Origin of the sequence: Arenibacter sp. 6A1 (assembly GCF_012272855.1) — a bacterium.
GTDB lineage: Bacteria > Bacteroidota > Bacteroidia > Flavobacteriales > Flavobacteriaceae > Arenibacter.
Genome location: NZ_JAAXCQ010000005.1, coordinates 168,088 through 187,890, shown reverse-complemented (window position 1 = coordinate 187,890; position 19,803 = coordinate 168,088). Strand labels below are relative to the sequence as shown.

10 protein-coding genes are annotated in these 19,803 nt (G+C 39.8%); 3 read left to right on the top strand and 7 right to left on the bottom strand.

Features of this window, described 5'->3' with window-relative positions:
- Positions 1 to 165: 165 nt before the first annotated feature.
- Positions 166 to 891 carry an energy transducer TonB gene (locus tag HCG49_RS06090; protein WP_168468652.1) on the top strand — a complete coding sequence of 242 codons (726 nt, stop codon included), beginning with the start codon at positions 166 to 168 and terminating at the stop codon, positions 889 to 891.
- Between the two features lie 242 nt (positions 892 to 1,133).
- Here the strand turns inward: HCG49_RS06090 and HCG49_RS06085 are convergent, their stop codons facing one another.
- Entirely contained in the window at positions 1,134 to 2,042 is a 909-nt protein-coding gene (locus HCG49_RS06085) for a metallophosphoesterase family protein (protein WP_168468651.1), read from the bottom strand.
- 126 nt (positions 2,043 to 2,168) lie between these two features.
- On the opposite strand from HCG49_RS06085, the gene HCG49_RS06080 reads away from it, so the two are divergent.
- Positions 2,169 to 4,520: a GAF domain-containing protein gene (locus HCG49_RS06080; protein WP_168468650.1), complete on the top strand. Its 2,352-nt coding sequence runs from the start codon at positions 2,169 to 2,171 to the stop codon at positions 4,518 to 4,520.
- 38 nt (positions 4,521 to 4,558) lie between these two features.
- On the opposite strand, the gene HCG49_RS06075 is transcribed toward HCG49_RS06080, so the two are convergent.
- Positions 4,559 to 5,746 carry a Pycsar system effector family protein gene (locus HCG49_RS06075; RefSeq protein ID WP_168468649.1) on the bottom strand — a complete coding sequence of 396 codons (1,188 nt, stop codon included), beginning with the start codon at positions 5,744 to 5,746 and terminating at the stop codon, positions 4,559 to 4,561.
- A 56-nt stretch (positions 5,747 to 5,802) separates the two neighbouring features.
- Between HCG49_RS06075 and HCG49_RS06070 the strand changes: the two genes are divergently transcribed.
- The gene (locus HCG49_RS06070) at positions 5,803 to 9,516 is read left to right on the top strand and encodes a metallophosphoesterase (RefSeq protein ID WP_168468648.1); all 3,714 of its coding nucleotides are present in this window, start codon (positions 5,803 to 5,805) and stop codon (positions 9,514 to 9,516) included.
- A gap of 65 nt (positions 9,517 to 9,581) precedes the next feature.
- Here HCG49_RS06070 and HCG49_RS06065 read toward each other — a convergent pair whose 3' ends face one another.
- The 5 genes from HCG49_RS06065 to HCG49_RS06045 form a co-directional block, all read right to left on the bottom strand.
- Positions 9,582 to 10,436: a hypothetical protein gene (locus HCG49_RS06065; RefSeq protein WP_168468647.1), complete on the bottom strand. Its 855-nt coding sequence runs from the start codon at positions 10,434 to 10,436 to the stop codon at positions 9,582 to 9,584.
- Positions 10,437 to 10,498: 62 nt separating this feature from the next.
- Entirely contained in the window at positions 10,499 to 11,395 is an 897-nt protein-coding gene (locus tag HCG49_RS18725) for a GyrI-like domain-containing protein (protein WP_317167455.1), read from the bottom strand.
- 86 nt (positions 11,396 to 11,481) lie between these two features.
- A complete protein-coding gene (locus HCG49_RS06055; protein ID WP_168468646.1) occupies positions 11,482 to 12,825 on the bottom strand; it encodes a vanadium-dependent haloperoxidase in 1,344 nt (447 codons plus the stop codon).
- Between the two features lies 1 nt (position 12,826).
- Positions 12,827 to 16,084, bottom strand: a complete 3,258-nt coding sequence (locus HCG49_RS06050; protein ID WP_168468645.1) for a VCBS repeat-containing protein — start codon at positions 16,082 to 16,084, stop codon at positions 12,827 to 12,829.
- Positions 16,077 to 19,424 (bottom strand): VCBS repeat-containing protein, encoded by a 3,348-nt coding sequence (locus HCG49_RS06045; protein ID WP_168468644.1) that lies wholly within the window; start codon positions 19,422 to 19,424, stop codon positions 16,077 to 16,079. The genes HCG49_RS06050 and HCG49_RS06045 overlap by 8 nt, the downstream gene beginning before the upstream one ends.
- Between the last annotated feature and the right edge of the window lie 379 nt (positions 19,425 to 19,803).

Genomic DNA, 19,803 nt, shown 5'->3' with positions numbered 1-19,803 from the left:
CGGCAGTAACCTACCAGCTTATTTTTAGGGTTGGCGCTTCCTAGGTGTCGATTCATATTGGGTTGGTGGTTGTCTTGTTTGTTAAAGAAAACTACTTTTTGTACTGATTTAAATCATATGAAATGATGTTGATACCTAATAAATTCATAGGTAAAATGCAATGTCATGGAAATTAAAAAAAATCCAAAAGTAGATTTAAACAAAAAAAGTGGTCTTTTTTTTGTGATCGGACTTGCCGTTGTATTGCTTTTGGTCTGGAGAGCCTTGGAATATAAAAGTTATCCCAAAGAAAAGACCTATATACAAACCATAGCGGTGGCAGATTATTTGGCGGAAGAAGCTCCGGTGACCGAGGCACTGAATACGCCCCCTCCACCACCACCTCCCGCTGCTCCGGCCATTATTGAAGTGGTAGAGGATATAGCCGAAATAGAAGAAACCATTATTAAAAGTACCGAAGTAAGTCAGGAAACCGTCGTGGAAAAGCCCCCCTTAAAAGCCGAGGAAATTATCTTGGTAGAAGAGGAGGAGGAAGTGCCAGAAGTACCCTTTGCCGTTATTGAAGATGTACCCGTTTTTCCGGGCTGTAAGGGCAAAAGCAATGAGGAGCAAAAAGAATGTTTCCAGAAAAAAATCCAAGAACACGTTCAAAAGAATTTCTCCTATCCAGAAGTGGCCGTAGAAATGGGGATTCAGGGGAAGGTGTACGTGCAATTTATCATAGATGATAAGGGAAATATTGGAAACTTAAGGACTAGAGGCCCTAATAAATTATTGGAGAAAGAGGCCGATAGGATTATTTCACTCTTGCCACAGATGAGTCCCGGACGCCAAAGGGGAAGGCCGGTAAAGGTGCCGTATACCATTCCCATAACCTTTAGGCTGCAATAAGACAAGCTTCGTAGGCTATGAGGTTTGGTCAAAATGTTTAGGACGTAGAATTGTTCTCTAAGGATTTTTTATTGGCTACAAACAATAAATTGGTGAATGCTTTGGGCGTTCCCTCCTTCGTCGGTCGGGCTCTTGGCTATATCCCTTGCCTTGCTGCGGGGATGCCGCCGCGCTCCCTAACGCAAAAAAACTCGAGTACACTGATGGTTCCGGCCCTGCAATGGTTGTCTAAAAGAATTTCCTTAAGATTTAAACTTATTTTTGGCGTATTCGCTTAAACTTTTTGGACCTTCTAAGAGCACTCGTACAATTTGTAGGGTGCCATCTTCCTTGGTGGCTATTTCCCATTTAATAAGGGAAATGGTGCCTTCTTGTATTTCTAGACCCGTTATGCTGCGAGGGTGTACGCAACTCCCGGTATTAAAAAAAGGTATGGCCCCAGGTGCTGGAAAACGTGGTCTATGGGTATGCCCTGCAATGGTGATGCGGTCATTTTCGGCTACGATCCACTCTTTTATTCGTCTTTCAATCTTTATGAGTTCCTTATAGTTTTTGGCCGGACTCGTAGGATCGGCAATACCCCAAAGTTGTAAGGGCTTCCAAAGCACCCGAACAAAAAAACGGCCCCAGCGCCATAGGGTATAATTCCACCAATCTGCCTGGTGACCATGGGTCAAAAACAATTCTTGTTCGGTGGTGCTATGTTTTAAAACAATAGCCTCGTGGTACTTTATTCCAGGGAAAAGGTCCTTCTGGCAATTTTCAATTGGCTCAAAATAAGAAGAAAGATGTTGTTTAACATAGGAAGGGTCTTTGTACACCATATCGTGGTTGCCCCAAATAAGCTGAAGCCGCTGATGTATATAGTACTTCCTTAAAAGCATGTACACATTTTTATGGGCCTTAAAAATGGTCTCAAAATTGATATTTTCCCAAAGCTCGTCGCCGTCTCCCAATTCACAGTAGGTGAAGCCTTCATTAAAATAATGTTTTAAGGCATGGAAATATATATTCCTATTATTGGCAAATTCGTCCGAAAAGCTATTGTCTCCTCTATGACAATCACTGAAAAGTACGATCTTAGAGGTGTCATCAAAGGGCACAACCTTAGCGTTTAGGTAAGCTCTAGAAAGTCGGGTGTACGATGTCATAGTAGATGTTTGGTATAAATATCCTAAAAATCAGTTGATTATAGAGCGCTTCTTACCTCTAAGTTTTAGGTTTCTTTTTGTAATTTTACACCTGCATAAGGGACTAATACTTCCAAGAATATAAATATGGATAAAATTTTACCACTAGAGTATCATATAAGCTTTAATAAATTGTTAGAGCGCTATGATGAAATGGCCAAAAGTGACGTAGAATTTATAGCCACCAAGGCCAAGCACATTCTGAAAGCCCAAGAACCATTTCCGGAACTACGGGAGGGGTTTTCCGATGTATCCTTGCTAGATAAGCACAAGGACCTCATAAGCCTTATACTACAAGATATTTTTAGCGATCTATTGGGGGAGAACGAAATAAAAACGGCCTCCCTACCGTATAGCAATATTATCTTTAATCGCAGTCAGCGTTTTAAAAAAATACTCGAGAATGCAGGACCTAACTTTGTTCCCGTTATTAGGAACCAAGGGGAAGAGGTGAGCTATATTATGTCTTGTGTGGTCATCCTAAATGTTTATTACGGGTTTAAGTTAGACTTTAGAAGACCGTTTTTTTATGATATTCCCGATGCCAATGGCATCATGAGGCATTACCGTATTTTGTACAATGCCGATTTTATAGAAATCACCCCCAATGGGAAACCCTTGAAAATATCCGAAGAGGATGTGGATGAGCTCTTGGAGAACATAGACGATGTATCGCTTTGGAAACAAAAGATACCACCTAATAGTTTTAAATGTAAAGGGTTTATAATCTCTAATATGTTCGATGTTACCGCGGAACATTCTATATCCGAAATTAAATCCAAACTAATTGTCAACACTAAAACAGGGGAAGCTAATTTTATCGAAGAAATAGAGGATACCTTTAAATCTCTTTTCGGTCTACCAGATATTCAGATTGGGTTTGTGGTGTACAATCCATCGGAAAATCAATTTGAAAAAAGCTATATCAAGGGAGTGAAAAGTTTTCTGTTGAACGGAAAAGATATAGAGACCTGCAATGAGGCGCTCTGCATGTCTTCTTACAAGAAACTGCTCTATAAAAACTCCAATTTTATAATTTCAGACGTAGACAAGTACAATGATATTACCGGGGGACAGGCGCCCTATAGTAGTTTGTACGAACAAAACATTAAGTCGGCCATCTTTGCACCTATTACAAAAGACGGCGCGCTCCTAGGGGTGTTGGAGCTTGTTTCTGGACAAAAAAATGCGCTTAACAGCGTTAATGCAGAGAAACTGCAAGACGTAATGCAATATATCGTTTCTGCGGTCTTACGAGATGTGGAGGAGGAAGAAAACCTCATTGATGCCGTGATACAGAACGAATGTACGTCGGTTCATCCCGCGGTTCGATGGAAGTTTCACGACGAGGCAAAACGTTTCATAAAAGAAGAATCCTTGGGGAATAATCCATCCTTTAAGGAAATAGTCTTTAAAGAGGTACACCCCTTATACGGACAAATAGATATTAAGGACTCTTCCGAATCTAGGAACCTTGCCATTCAACGCGATTTAACGATTCAGTTATCAGAAATACACAAGGTATTGTCCGCTGCTTGGGTTTTAAATAAACTGCCGGTTTATGAAGAGCTTATATTTCAGATAAGCAATTATTTAGAAGAGATAAAGGAGTCGCTATATACCAGTAGCGAACAAACAATTTATGATTTTATCAGTACGGAAATACACCCGGTTTTAGAGCATTTGGAGGATGCATCCCCCGCTCTAGAACAGTTGATAGTGCGGTATAGGACCAATATAGATCCAAGTACTGCTACCTATTATGACCATAGACGAAACTATGACGAAAGTGTTTCACAGATCAATAAAAGGTTGGCCCAAGTCATAGACAAGCATCAAGAGCAGGCACAGCGTATGTTTCCGCATTATTTTGAAAGATACAAGACCGATGGTATAGAACATAACTTGTTTATTGGAGATTCTATGGTGACCGATAGGGAATACCATACCATGCATTTAAATAATCTAAGGTTATGGCAATTACAGGTGATGTGCGAAATGGAAAATACCTTTTATCAATTAAAACCAAAACTTCCGGTACAATTAGATGTTGCATCTCTTTTATTGGTTTATAATACTTCCTTGTCGATACGGTTTAGAATGGACGAAAAACGCTTTGATGTTGATGGTACCTATAATGCCCGTTATGAAGTGATAAAAAAACGTATAGACAAGTCTTTTGTGAAAGGCACCAATGAACGATTGACGGTTCCGGGCAAACTAGCTATTGTGTACTCACAAAAGCAAGAGGAAGTAGAATACCTTCGATATATAAAATTTTTAAAATCTAAGGGATACTTTGGCGATCAAATAGAACTCCTAGAATTAGAAGGCCTCCAAGGTGTTTCTGGATTAAAAGCAATCAGAGTAGAAATTTTATATAGAAAAAAAGGCAATATCTCAAAAACCTATGATTATGCCGACCTTATGGAAGTCTAAAATTTGTTTGCATTTTTTGCCCTATCGATACGTTTTTATCAAACTCGCAAAGAGCCAAAATATTTAAAGGAAATGCCAAAGGCAATCACAGATAAAATCATGCCTATCATAAAGATCAAATAGGTCAGGCGTAGAATTTTATATTTCCTGTCGAGCACTAATCCCAAGAAATATAAGTCTTTCGTAAGGGACGAGTAAATATATTCCTTATCCTTGACCAATTCGTTGATGGCCCATTCAAAATCGGGCAGGCTCATTTTATGAAAATTGCCAAAAAACAATAAATTTACCTTTCGCTGCTCTACATCTTCTTTGGTAAACTTTCCTTGGGTAACGTTGGGGCGTGTAGCAACAATGGCCAATACCATAGAAATAACGCTAAAGGTCACAAATATGGCCGTAGGGTACACCAAATAATAATTGTGGGGATTGTCTAGTTTGGGAATTAGATTAGCAAGGACCAAGGAGATAATAATAGCATTGACAGATAACAAGATGTTGGCCTTGGTATCGGCGATATTACTTAAGGTAATGTGGTTTCTTAGGGTTACCCTATACAAGGTTTGTATGCCCCTGTCCGGACCATCGCTTTTGTATTTGGCCTTTAACCGTTCTTTTTTGGCTATATTTTTTTCGGTCTTTTTATCCTTCTTTAATTTTTGTAAATTTTTATCCTTTTCACCTTTCCAATTTTCAATGGCATAGTCCGTATTGTACTCATGTTCCAATGCCAACATTTTTATATTTTGTTCCCGCCATTTTTTAGGGGTTATTTCCCTATCTTCAATAGCGATCAGTTCTTTGCGCAATAACTCCGATATTTCCTGGAAATTAGGCTTTGAAAAATGAGCGCAATCGGCATCGCGCATAATTTTTTCAGGAAGATTTTGTGGTTGGTAATGTCTTTTTGTAGCAAGGATGTAACTACATACTTTATCGATCGAGGCTGTTGGATAGGCTTGCTCCTCCAGAAAGTCCCTGGCAATTTTACAACTTCTCTCCTCGTGATTTTCGCTTCCTTCTGTATAACCCGTGTCGTGAAGCCATGCAGCCAATGTTATCGACTCGTTTTCTTCTTCCCCTAAATCATAAAAACTTAATAATTCTTTAGTACTTTTAACCACTTGTTCTGTATGCCATAAATTATGGTATACATATTTGGGATTCAGCTTTTTAATCAATAAATCGATGACAAAGTTTTCGGTTTTATGAAGAATATCCGACATGTTTAAAAAATTATATGTCGTACAATGTACAAATTTTTTTTTCTAAAATGGTAAGTATGAAAAATCATTCCATCCTTCTAATTCTTTTTTTTCTGTTAGCCGGTTGTGCAACCTATACCTCTAAATATGGGCCTAATGAACAACTATCGGAGATGCAGGAGGACAAGGAATTGTTGCATCGTTTTTTTCTTATCGGGGATGCCGGAAGATCTGCTATGGGGGAACCTAATGCGGTCCTAAAATTGTTGAAAGTAGAATTAGAGTCCGCTCCAGAAAACAGTACGACCATTTTTTTGGGAGACAATATTTATCCGGCCGGAATGCCAGATCCGAAAGAGGCTCCCCAAGCCTATTCAGAGGCAGCCAATAACCTAGATGCTCAATTGGGAGCCCTTGCCCATTACAAGGGGCAGCCTATTTTTATTCCAGGAAATCACGATTGGTACAGCAATGGATTAAAAGGATTGGAACGGCAACAATTGTATATCCAGGAAAAGCTAGAAAGCGAAGAAGTATTTTTTCCCGAAAATGGATGTCCTATTAAGAAAATCAATATCAACGATGATATTGTTGTTATTGCCATAGATACAGAATGGTATTTGGTTAATTGGGATAAGCACCCGACCATTAACGATGATTGTGAAATTCGGGATAGGGAAGCATTTTTTGAGGAAATAGAAAGTCTTATTAAAAAAAACAGCGGAAAAACCACTATCCTGGCCATGCATCACCCCATGTTTACCTATGGGTCTCACGGTGGACAATTCTCGTTTAAGGAAAATTTAAATCCGATGGGGCGAAAATTCCCTTTTCCGGTTTTAGGTTCCCTGGTAAACTTATTGCGAAAAACAACAGGGGCATCTACCACAGATTTGCAGAATAAACGCTACAATTCCCTGAAAAATAGAATAGTTACTTTAGCTCAGTACTCTGATAAGGTGATATTTGCCTCAGGTCATGAACATTCCCTACAGTATATTGTTGAAGAAAACACGCCACAAATTGTTAGTGGATCCGGAGCAAATTCGGGAACAACGAGATTGCTGAACGGAAGTAAATTTTCGTCCGGAGAAATGGGCTACGCCATTTTGGATGTGTATGCCGATGGATCTTCAAGAGTAAATTATTATGGGCTCGATGATAAGGGACAAAAGAAATTTCTGTATACCTCCCAAGTTTTACCCCCTACTACAAGTGAGGGGGCGCAGCAGTATGCCGACACTTTTCCTTCACATGTCAAGGCCTCAATTTATACCGCGTCAGAAATTGATAAAAGTAAATTTCACAAGAGCATTTGGGGAGAGCGCTATCGCTCTTATTACGGTACCGAGGTTTCGGCCCCTACGGTGCGTTTAGATACCCTTTTTGGAGGACTAGTTCCTGTTCGAAAGGGAGGCGGGCATCAATCCAAATCCTTGCGTTTAGCCGATAAAGATGGTAAGGAATACGTAATGAGGGCCTTGCGAAAAAGTGCAGAATTGTATTTGCAATCCATGGCCTTTAAAGAACAATATATCGTAGGAGCGTTTGAAAATACGTATACAGAAGACCTTTTGATGGACTTTTACACGGGGTCGCATCCATACGCGCCCTTTACAGTAGATGTGTTGTCAGATGCCGCTGGATTGTACCATACCAACCCTGTATTGTACTATGTGCCCAAACAATCGGCTCTTAAAGGCTATAATGACGATTTTGGCGATGAACTTTATATGATCGAAGAGCATGTAGGGGATGGCCATGGGGAACTGAAAAGTTTTGGATATGCCAATAAGGTTAGGAGTACGGACGAATTGTTCGAGAAATTAAGGAAAGACGAAAAATATAAAGTAGATGCTACTACCTATGTGCGAGCACGGCTGTTGGACATGGCTGTGGGAGATTGGGACAGGCATTCTGACCAATGGCGGTGGGCAGAAATTAAGGACGAGGAAAGTGGTACAGTAACCTTTAAGCCCATTCCAAGAGATAGGGATCAGGTCTTTTCTATTATGGGCGATGGACCTTTTATGAACGTAGCAACACGGATTATTCCAGGTTTGCGACTAATGGAAGGCTTTAATAGTGAAATCAGGAGTGTTAAAGGCTTTAATTCTTCGCCGAAAGCTTTTATGTTAGACATGGTGTTGCCTCAAGAAACAAGTCTTGAGGAATGGAAAAAAGAAGCTGCTTATCTGCAAAAAGTGCTGAGCGAAGCGGTTATGGACAAGGCTTTTGAAGCGTTTCCAACAGAAATAAGAGATGAGAACATAACAGCATTAAAAAGAATACTACAAGCGCGCTTAGCAAAATTACCCGAAACTGCAGAAGAATATTATCGCTTGCTAAATAAATTTGCAGTGGTAACCGGTACCGATAAGGACGATTTTTTTGAAGTGGCGTTTTTGAAGAACAAGACAGTAGAAGTAAAGGCCTACAGGATAAAGGGGGGTAAAAAAGCAGATCTTATTTTTCAAAAAAGCTATGATCGCGATATCACCAAGGAAATTTGGGTCTACGGTTTGGATGACGATGATGTGTTTGAGGTCGAAGGGAAAAATACCAGTGGAATTAAAGTTCGGTTGATCGGCGGTCAGAACAATGATGTCTACAAAATTGAAAGCAATAAGGGTATCCTTGTCTATGATTATAAATCAAAAAAGAACACCTTTAAAAGTACCCAAGGTGCAAGCATTAAACTTACCGACACTTATGATGTAAACACCTTTCAGCCTAAAAATTTCCTTAATTCCACAAACCAGTTAATACCTACCATAGGATATAACCCAGATGATGGGGTTAAAATAGGGTTTGGAAACACCTACACCTTCAATGGTTTTCGCAAAAATCCCTTTACACAACAGCACACGGTAAACGGATCGTTCTATTTTGCGACCAGTGGTATTGAATTGGACTATACAGGTGAATTTGCCAATGTAATAGGAAATTGGAACTTGGCCTTAGCGACGCGTTTTACCAGTCCTAATTTTAGCAGAAACTTTTTTGGGATTGGCAACGAGACCCAAAACTTGGACGATGCCTTGGGAATGGATTACAATAGGGTTAGAATTCAAAACCTGAGCTTCTCTCCCTCTTTGGTTTGGAGAGGTTCATTGGGCGGAAAATTCCGTACAGGAATCTCCTTGGAAAGACTAAGGGTAGAAGAAACAGAGGATAGGTTTGTAAATACTTTTTATCAGGCAAACGGTGAAGAAAGTAATAATAGCTTTTTAGGGGTCGACGCTGTCTATTCCTTTCAGAATTACGACAATGCCGCTTTCCCGACCATGGGCATGGCTACTGAACTATTGGTAGGGTACAAGACCAGTATAGACAACAATACCCAAAATTTTGCTTATATAGTTCCAAGCCTATCCTTCGATTATAAGTTAGTGGCAGACGGAAGGATGGTATTGGCGACCAAATGGAAGGCTCATTTTAATATTGGAGATGATTACGAATTTTATCAGGCCGCCAGTATTGGTGGCACCGATGGCCTAAGAGGGTTTAGGAACCAACGATTTTCGGGAAAAACCAGTTACTATCAAAATACAGATATCCGCTATCAGCTGAGAAAAATAAAAACCGGACTCTTACCAGTTAACCTAGGGGTTTATGGAGGGTTCGATTACGGTAGGGTATGGTTGGCCAACGATACTTCGGACCAATGGCATACGGCCTACGGTGGCGGGTTCTTTTTAAATGGTGCCGATATGCTAACAGCAAGGGTAGCCCTGTTTAATAGTGTAGAAGGACCACGGTTTTCTTTCGGTATCGGATTTGGTTTTTAAGTAAGAAAAAGCACTAGTCTAAAAACTGGCATTTGGGATTAAGGGCCTTAGTTTTGTTAAAAACATTACTGCCGTAAGGAAAAGGAATATAAATTCCCGCCAGTTTTTTTAGACCGCTCGTCAGACAACAACAAGTTGTGGTTGTCGGTAAAAGTAACGGATTCTAACTGAGTGCGAATACCTAGGTCGATGACCTTGACCCGACCTTCAAAAAAATGGTCGTCCTTAAAGTCTGTGAAGACCCATAAAAAGCCGTTGCTGAGCAAGACCAATGTTTTTCCATCGGGCGAGATATCTGCTGAGGTTATATTGGCCTTCTTTTTTCCCGCCTTGGCGGTAAAAACATCTAAATATTCGGCCGCATAGTGGCCTTTCTTGGCCGGAACCCTGTAAAGGAAAGCTTCTCCATTAAAAGGATGAGAGCGATTTTTGGTAATGATATAAAGATGGTCTTTAAAATAAAATAGCGACTCGGCATCAAAAAATAGTTCGTCCTTTTTTGGTGGAAAATCTTTCTGCTCAGGATAATAAAAAGATATTATTTCGGCCGTTATCTCGTTCCCCGATACCGTTTCGGGATTGGGGATTTTATAAATGCTTAAATTTTTTCTTAGATTGTCATTGTTGCCAAAATCGCCAATATATACATTTTGTTTGTCGTCTTTGGCCAAATCTTCCCAATCGTGGTTCGCTACATTCTTTATGGTCAACTCTCTTAATAATTGCCCTTTATGATTTACCTTGTAAAGGATGTTGTCATTGCCGCTATCTTCTACAAACCACATGGTAGAATCGATAATAGTGGTCATCCCAGAATTTTCTTTGATACTTTTTGGCAGTTTTACAATATAATTCAGTTGTCCATAATTGGAGCAGCTCACTAAAAAGATCATTGAAAATAAACTGATAAATTTCATCATTTTGTACTGTTAAGATTCGGTAATGGTATAAGAGGCAAGGATAGGCGAAACCCTTCAGTATCTTATTTTTTTAAGGGCATATAAATTTCTGCCATCCAATTCAATTCGTTCCCTCCATAATTGGGGTTGCTGTAAAAAACCTCAATGGGGTTTTCATCAACCGCAATATTATTTTTTTTAGCATAGTCAAGTAAGGCATACCACGCTCTGTCCGAAGTGATATAATTACCGTTATATATGGCCTTTATAGCCTTGCCTCCCTCAAATTGTTTGTAATGTAAAGATTCGTTCTGGGGCAGGCTGTCATTTTTTATAATGGGAAAACAAAAGTTATAGGTAATGCTGTCTTTAGTTCTGTCCCAATGGGAAACCTCTATAAACGGCTGACCGTTTAACTTCACTTGATGATTTACAAGTACCGAACTTAAAAAAGGATAGTTTTTCATCATGGCCGAGGCCTTCCCAAACTGTGGTCCTTCTAAGGGAACATAGGCCGTATAGGTCGATGGAGTGTCTTCTGTGATGCCTACAATACTTACCTTGAAATTTTCAATATGATCGTGTAGCTTTTTATTAAAGTCTACCAAAGTGCTTTTGGTTCTTTTTTCAAAGTTAGTGTTGCTAAAAGGAATACTCAATCTATTAGATAGACTGTTGTTTAAATCTTTGATCAATACAGTAACCTGACTGCTAGAATCCGTTAAAGGAATGATTTTCCACCGGTACTCGTGAAGGGAATCGTTAAATTGGAGTTGTTGGTTTAGTTCCAAAAAGTTTTCTTGTTCTACGAACTGTGAATGGTTATTGGTGTTGCTCCAAAGCTTAATACTTTGGTTGATGGTACCAGGATAGGTTTGGGCTTTAAAAACTACTTTGTAGTCATATGGCTTAAGAAATAAGTACCAAACGAAATAACCAATGAGGGAGAGGCCAATAAATAATTTTAATTTATTTTTCACTAGAGTAATTTTTATGATAGTATCGTACCTATTATAAATAAAGGTATTAAAGCGTTCAAAGGTTTGTTTTTACAAAGTCTAGGGACTTATTCGGCGGTCGCCAAAGATTCGTTTTTTTTCATTTCCAAGGTGTTTACAATAAAGTTTCCAAGGTCTTTACCTTGTTTTATCCCAACTTCTACGGCAGCTCTATAGTGGATACCCCCGTACATTCTACTCATGGCCGCCTCATTAGCGGCTTGATAAAAGGAGGTGAAACTGCGAATAGGGAGTCCAAAGGGTACTTCAGTGTCATCATCAAAATCAAATTCGTCTCCAAAAATACTGGTCAAAGCGGTTGCTGCGGCACCCGAAACAACGGAATGACCACTGGTGTATTCCGGAAAAGGGGGCGTTTGTAATAGAGGTTGCCAGCTATCATCGATATATTGGTTGATCACCGTTTCTGGGCGAATTAGATTACTTCTATATTTTTCGTCCCAACAACTGATGAAGCCATCGGCAATAGCCATGGACGTTTTAGTATAAGCCATAACAGTTTTATCAAAATCGGAAGCTGTTTTTTGACAGGCTATTTTTGTAATTCCCAACCAATGGGCGCCTGGGGTAATCTTTTTGGTAGCAAACATCAAATGTCCACGGGTTACGGAAACATAAGGGTTACAGTCCCAAAATTGCGCAATAGCAACTTCTTCAGAGGTATCTCCTTTGGCGGTAATTTCTTTGTTAATATGATATACTTCCATCACCTCATTATAGAAATCAGATCCTTCTTCCATAGAAAATGCCGGAGGTGGGGCAGGCACAAATTGATTGGCAGAATCGATCACAAAGGGACGAATTTTGCTCCAATGTGGTTCTATACCATCCATATATGAGGGAGGGGTAGGTTGCCAACGAGAAGCATCGTCCGTGTTTATCGTAAACTTGGGCATGGTACGGGTTTGTTTGTAATTGTCCTTGTCTAACCAGGCTGCAATATGGTTGGAAACTCGTAAGCCGTATTCTTTAGAATTGAGAAAGTCACTTTTATTTTTTTGCTCCCAATGACCATATAAACTGTCTCTATACACTTCAATTTTGTCTTCCGAGAAAATCAGGTGTTTGCTTAGGTCGAGGTGGGCAATCAAGGCTGCCAATTGGTAATTGACGGGTTTGTCCGGTTTTGGGATAGGCGTTAAATCTGTTACCTGCCCCACTAAGGACTTGTAGCCTGTTTGGTGAAGGGCTATAATCTCATAAGCCGCTATATTGGGGTATGCATATATTCTACTGGCCACAGGAGGCGAAAATATATCGTGAATCATTACTTCGGTTACCTTATCGATGGCCTTGTGCAGTTCGTCAGCAGAAATCACTATCGGGTCTTCATTTTTATTACAAGAAACTATAAGGGCAATGACTAGAAATAGGGGAATAAGTTTTTTCATTTTAGTTGTTATTATTTTCCAAGGCGTATACTTGGGAACTATCATTATTAAATGTTACAAGCAGAAAGGGTTTTTTACCCATATAAATAATATGGAGATGCCTTGCGCTTTTGTGTTCTAGGTCTAATCCTATCTTAGTGCCTAAAATTACGTCCTTTTCTGATGTAATCAAGGCTCCTGGAAAGGAGTCGAAGCGACCATGGTAAGGTTTTACCCCAAAATAATTACCAGCGGCCAACACTTCTGTATTTCCGTCCCCATCAAAATCAAACTCCAAAAATGCCTGTATAGGCGCTAATTGTAAGGGGCTAGAAAAGGGAACAAAGGTAAATTTACCACCTTTATTTTTTAAATAGCCAGATGCGAGGGTATTTACTTCCATTAAAGTGGCTTTTTGAATAGCTGCTTCTCCTAAGATTTCGGAAATTGGTTTTCCTGCAAATTCCTTATAGTTGGTGAATTTTTTTCGGAGACTTACCAATTGAGAGGAAAGCTCGTCCAAACCGTCCAAGGTATAATAGCTGCCATTTTTTGCTATGGCCAAAATAGTTTCGGTACTGCCGTTGTTATCAAAATCTGAATAGTACATTTTTAAGGGATATTTCCTAGAGGCACTTAATTTGGTATTGGTTCCCCAATTGCCCAACAGGTAATCCATAGAGCCGTCCCGGTCTATATCAAAAGGTAGTATACGTTGCCAAAGTCCGGAATAAGCTTGGTCCAAGGGGAAATGTTCTGATAATTCCCCATTATTGTTCTTAAAAAATTTAGGAGACATCCATTCCCCTATCAGAATAAGGTCTTTGATGCCGTCTCCATCAAAATCGCTCCAAATAGCATCCGTAAGCATCCCGACATCTTGCAATTCAGTATTTTGTACCATAGAAAAAGTACCCCCATCATTTCGCAATAAATAAGATTTTGGAATCTTCCCAAAATCATTGGTGACGGCGTGGTTGCCCACAAAAATATCCAGGTCGCCATCGTTGTCAAAATCGTATTCCCGAACAATACCGGCATTTTCAAAATAGGAGGGCAGCGACATCTTTGTAAATGTATCCTTCCCTTGGCGGTAATAAGAATCCGTTAAGGGTTTCATTTGGTCATAAAAATCGCCTCCACCCGTACCGATAAAAAGATCGTTTAAGCCGTCCTTGTCAAAATCTGCAATAATGGCACTAATATCTTCTTTAATTGAGTCTTTTGCAATGGATGAAATGGTGGTTTCTACATAGGCGTCGTCTTTTTGCAAAAATATTCTGGAGGGAATGTATTTAGAACCTCCAAAGAAAATATCTTTTTTACCATCGTTGTTGAGATCCCCAATAGCCACAGCCGGACCCCGATCGGAAATCTGGTACGGAATTAATTTTTGACGGTTCACATCTAAATAATGGTCCTCTTCATGGGTAAAATTAATGCCCAGATTATCCGAGGTTCTTTTAAAAATTTGCCCAGTGTTTTTTTTCAAGGAACCATAGTTAAAAGCTTTGGTATCCTTGGGTGAAAGCGTAAGATTTTGGTTGGTAGCTACATTTTTTAATACCTGATAGGTCTTATTGGGCCATACGATCTTTATGGAATCTACGAATTTTTCTTGCCCATAACCAAAGTGAATCATCGGTTCTGACGACGCCTGAAACCCTCTCACTGTATATAGTTCCTTGTACTGAAGCTTTCCCTTGTGGTAAGAGAATACCTTAGTGCCAATACCGTATTTATTTTTATCGGTATACTTAAAATGTAGCTTTAGGTAATTAGCCTTGTCATTGGTTTTGTTGATATACAAGCTAGCCGCACTATTAATGTTATTGATCACAAGGTCCAGATCGCCATCATTGTCCAAATCGGCATAGGCAGTTGCTCCAGAAATAAGGGAGTCTTTCATGGTCCAGTGCCCAGATTCGTTTTTAAACTTTAGACCTTCTTCGCCTTTAAAAATATAATTATGCACTTTCCCCGATGGCATTAAATCAAACGCTTGCTGGTCTACCAGCTTGGTATTGTTCATTTTATTTCTGATCTGCTCGCTCGAGGCAAACTTTATAAAATCGAGATCATTAGGTCTTTTAGGAATACCGTTAGAGATAAAAATATCTTGTTTTCCATCCATATCATAGTCCCCAAAAAGGGCGCTCCAGCTCCAATCCGTGGCAGCCACTCCGCTGAAAAGGGCCGTTTCTGTAAAAGCTTTGTTCTGTTGGTTTATAAAGAGCATATTTCTAGAAAACTGATAATGGTATCCGTACCGATCTACCTTTAAATTTTGGGTTTGGGTAAGGTCGTCCCCATCCGATGATTTAAGAACGGTTTCATCTTCTGGCAGCATATCCAGGGTTAGGAGGTCTGGCCAACCATCATGATTGATGTCTGCGGCATCATTGCCCATAGAAAATCTGCTCGTATGCCCAAAATAGGTGCGTAATTGCTCGGTAAAGGTACCATCGCCATTGTTCAGGTAATAATAGTCATCTTCATGGAAATCGTTGCCTATATAAATGTCGGGATAACCGTCCTGATTAAAATCGGCTACCGAAATTCCCAAGCCATACCCATTTACCCCACCGTAAATTCCGGCCTCTTCGCTTACATCGGTAAAAATGCCGTTATCATTACGCAAGAGCTTATCACCGGTTTGTGGGTTTCTGTTTTTTCGAATATCGGCCTTGCCAAAAGAGGCTTGGGTATGTACTGCATGGTTCAGCAAATAGAGATCCAGATCCCCATCCATATCATAATCTATAAAAGCGGCGGTGCTACTGAAGTTTTCAAAATCTAGACCGTATTTTTTCGAACTTTCGGTAAAGGTATTATCGCCATTATTTATAAAAAGTTCATTGTGCCCGTAAAAGCCGTTGATTCCAACTACGGCGCATACATAAATATCTAAAAGGCCATCCCCGTTTACATCGCCCATCACGGCACCAGTGTTCCAAGAGCTATTGCCTTCAATGCCAGAACTGGCAGAAATATCCTTGAATTTTAAATTTCCTTCATTAAGGTATAATTTGTTTTTTACCTGATTGCCAGAAAAGAATATGTCCGGTAACCCATCGCCATTAATATCGCCTATGGCTACCCCGCCACCATTATAAAAATATAGGTAATCTAAAATATTAAGGTCTTCCGTAGGGGTAAGGGTATTTTGAAAAGCAATACCCGTTTCTTCAGCACTGGGATTGCTAAAAAGACGCCCTTCCTTTTGACCACAGCTCCCAAGGAGCATAATAGATAGTATAAAGAATAAGTGTTTAATCATTTAATGAAAAAATCTTAGGTTGATTATTGTTGATAGCCGTAATGATAAACCGCTTGCCCTTTTCGTCCTTAAACAATTGCAGGTGTTTAATCTCGTCCTTGATAAAAAAGCCGCTTTCATCATAATTTTGCCATTCAAAATTTAGTTTGCCATCGCCCAAAAGGACGTTGCCATGGTTAGCGTCTAAACGGGAATACTGAGGTTTAAAAGCAAAATTGTTGCCTCCCATGATGATATCCAAATGTCCATCGTTATTAATATCTGTACAGTAAATTCCACATACACATGAAAACTGAACCCGGTTGGGAAGTTTTTTAAAAACAAATTTCCCTTGCCCCTCATTGATGGCAATGACCGATTCTTGGATGCTTGCCTTCTTTACAATGGTCTGCTGTATTTTCTCCGGAGAAAACAATTCTTCTACAGTTCTCTTGGCGTATTCCGAAGCTTTTAAGTTTTGCTTTTTTAAGGACACTATCTGGTTGGTCAGTTCTTTCTTCTGATGGATGGGATAATCCTTGCCATCGAAATTTTGGGACATAATTTGTTCAATAGTACCGTTATCGTCAAAATCGTTGATCCACAATTTTATGGGATTTTCTTCTGTAGCGGCATAGGGAACATTGCTTCCCTGATTACCTAAAATAAGATCCATATCCCCGTCATTATCCAAGTCAGCAGCTTCAATGGCATTCCACCATCCTGGCATACTATCCAAACTAGTGGGCATTAGGACCAGACGTCTTCCTGTATTTTTGTACACCGTTGCCGTTCCCCATTCAGAAACAGTCACTAGGTCTTTCTTTTGGTCACCATCTATATCTGTCCAAATAGCATCGGTAACCATGCCTGCTTTTTTGGTATCAAAGGCCAATCGTTCCGTAGCGTCTACAAAAGTTCCATCACCTTTGTTTTCTAAAAATAAATGTTCGGGATCTATACCATAGTTGCCTACCACACTTCTAGAGCCTATAAATACATCCATATCGCCATCTCCGTCAAAATCATAAGGGGCAATGACCGATATGTTAGTATAAACACTTGGCAATGTGTTGGGAGAAGGCGTAAATATTCCCTGCCCGTTATTGAGGTACAGTCGGGTTCCGTACGATTTTTCGGCTCCGGTCTGGTTGCCACTACTGCCTACCAATAAATCCATGTCCCCATCCCCGTCAACATCTAAAAAGGCAGCCGCGGTATCTTCAAATACGGCATCTTTTTCCAAGGCAATTTGTTTGGTGGGCGTTAACTTTCCGTTGCCGTTATGCCTGTAAATAACCGCACTGGCAGTAGCACCGCCTCCAATAAAAACATCTTCATGGCCATCGCCATTGATATCGGCGACCGCCAAGGCCGGACCTTCTTGGGAAAGCATTTTAGAAATGAGCCCCTCGTAGTCAAAATCGTTATAGGTGTTTTCCTTATGTGCTAGAAGGCTAGTGTTATTTAACTCGGTTAGTAAGGTTTCTTTAGGAGTATTTTTAATGGGTTTATATAGGCCTTGGGCTTCCGATTGATTTAAAACCAGTAATTGGTTCACTTGTACGGAATCTAATTTTTGGGTTTGGTCATCGGGCCAAATTACCCGTAGGGAATCTATCATTTGGCGCTGGCCCAAACCGATGGTCATAACATAATCCATAGACGATTGAAACCCTCGAGAGGGAATTAGTTCCTGAACGATAACCTCTTGGTTAAGATAAAGTTTTACCGTTGCTCCTATGGCAAAAGTGTTAGGGGCAGTGCCTTTTAATTGTACCTTGATAAAATTATTTTTGCTAAATTTTTCACTGTTATTTTCAAAAATAAAGGCCTGCATATTCACATTGTTTACCACAAGATCTAGGTCTCCGTCATTATCCAAATCTGCATAGGCGGCGCCATTGGAGAAACTTGGAATCTCGAGGCCCCAATTTTTAGTTTCATTGCTAAAAGTAATGTCCCCGTTATTTTTAAAAGCGTAATTGGGTTGTGGCTCAGAAGGCATTTTATCGATAATAGAATCAATGGATTGCTTTCTCCCGGTCAGCGCCATTTTTTGGATGATTTCGTTGGCAAAAAAGTCTACAAAATCTAGATCTGTAAGGTCATGGTTAATACCGTTGGTCACATAAATATCGCGTAAACCATCATTGTCCATATCAAATAAAAGTCCGGCCCAACTCCAGTCGGTCTTGGCAACACCACTAAAATAGGCCACTTCGGAAAAGCTGTTGTTGCCATTGTTTAACTGTAAGGTGTTTTGAATGTACTGCTGGAAAAAATCCTTGCTCTGTTTTAATTTAAAAATATTATAGCCTTCAAACTCCATGACAGATTTTACACGCTGGTCTCCCTCGGGCAACATGTCCGTAATAAATATATCGTTTTTTCCGTCGTTATTAATATCGGCCATATCTACCCCCATAGCCGATAGACACAGGTGAGAGGTCCAATCCTTTATCTCTTCTTTAAAGGTGCCGTCTTGCTGGTTGATATATAGGTAGTCTCGTTCATAAAAATCATTGGATACATAAATGTCCGGGTAAAGATCCCCGTTAATATCACTCACCATTACACCAAGGCCGAAACCAATAAGACTGCCATAAATTCCGGCTTCTTCACTGACATCTACAAACTTGCCATTGTCGTTTCTTAATAGCATGTCTCCAACACCCCTAAAAATTTTGGGCACTCCTTCCCAGTCCTGAGCCCTAATGTCTCGTTGTTCGGCATAGCCCAAACTGCTTACGGGAATATTGCTGTTGTTTAAGATGTATACATCCAAGTCACCGTCTTTGTCATAATCAAAAAAGGAGGCATGGGTAGAAAATCCGGTTTTGGCCAAGTTGTAGTCTGCGGCGCTTTCCGTAAAAGTAAGGTCTCCATTGTTAATATACAGGTCATTATCGTGGTTATTGCCCTCCATGTTCCCGGCATTGCTCACATATAGGTCTAAAAGGCCGTCCCCGTTAATATCGACCATTACCACCCCGGTAGACCAAGGTTTGTTACCGGTAACTCCTGCCGTTTCGGAGATATCTTCAAATTCTAAATTGCCCTTGTTTAAATATAATTTGTTAGGGCCCATATTGGCAGTGAGATAAATGTCCGGAAGACCATCGTTGTTAATGTCGCCAATGGCTACACCACCACCGTTATAAAAATTCCGGTATTTAAAAATGTTGAAATCTTTTTGGTTAACCACCTCATTTATAAAGTCTATTCCCGTTTTTTCGGAGGGCAGTAGGGAGAACAATGTTTTTTCCGGAGCCTTTTCTACTTCTTTTTTAGGGGAACAAGAACTTATGAATGCAATGGTACATAGGATTGCTAAACTTTTTACTTTAAATATTGTCATATTTTTTGATCCTTCTTTTTATAATAACCGCAATGGTTAAATCGCCGATGATACTATTGGCTTATATAGTTGCAATAGGTTGCTAACGCAAGGATCATCGGATCTCGATGGTTTTGAAGACTGCAGTCTTGAATATAAAATGGTATTGGTCCTGTTAAGGTTTTATTGGTTATAGAAGTGCTATGTTTCCGTGCTGAGTTTTGTTTTTACAAGAAGTGAAAACCCCCATTTGGGCACATTGGATGTAAGTTTTAAAGTATGTTTTTTTGGCATGTTTTGGTTGGTGTTAGCTATATAATAATTCTTAGGATTTTCCACAATTACGGTGGTCCAAAGACTTGTGTAATATAGTTAAAGTAAAGTGAATATGGAAGCCATG

Coding starts and splice junctions, on each gene's coding strand:
- HCG49_RS06085 (WP_168468651.1), bottom strand. CDS start 2,042: ATGACATCGTACACCCGACTTTCTAGAGCTTACCTAAACGCTAAGGTT.
- HCG49_RS06050 (WP_168468645.1), bottom strand. CDS start 16,084: ATGATTAAACACTTATTCTTTATACTATCTATTATGCTCCTTGGGAGC.
- HCG49_RS06090 (WP_168468652.1), top strand. CDS start 166: ATGGAAATTAAAAAAAATCCAAAAGTAGATTTAAACAAAAAAAGTGGT.
- HCG49_RS06070 (WP_168468648.1), top strand. CDS start 5,803: ATGAAAAATCATTCCATCCTTCTAATTCTTTTTTTTCTGTTAGCCGGT.
- HCG49_RS06045 (WP_168468644.1), bottom strand. CDS start 19,424: ATGACAATATTTAAAGTAAAAAGTTTAGCAATCCTATGTACCATTGCA.
- HCG49_RS06075 (WP_168468649.1), bottom strand. CDS start 5,746: ATGTCGGATATTCTTCATAAAACCGAAAACTTTGTCATCGATTTATTG.
- HCG49_RS06055 (WP_168468646.1), bottom strand. CDS start 12,825: ATGAAAAAACTTATTCCCCTATTTCTAGTCATTGCCCTTATAGTTTCT.
- HCG49_RS06080 (WP_168468650.1), top strand. CDS start 2,169: ATGGATAAAATTTTACCACTAGAGTATCATATAAGCTTTAATAAATTG.
- HCG49_RS06065 (WP_168468647.1), bottom strand. CDS start 10,436: ATGATGAAATTTATCAGTTTATTTTCAATGATCTTTTTAGTGAGCTGC.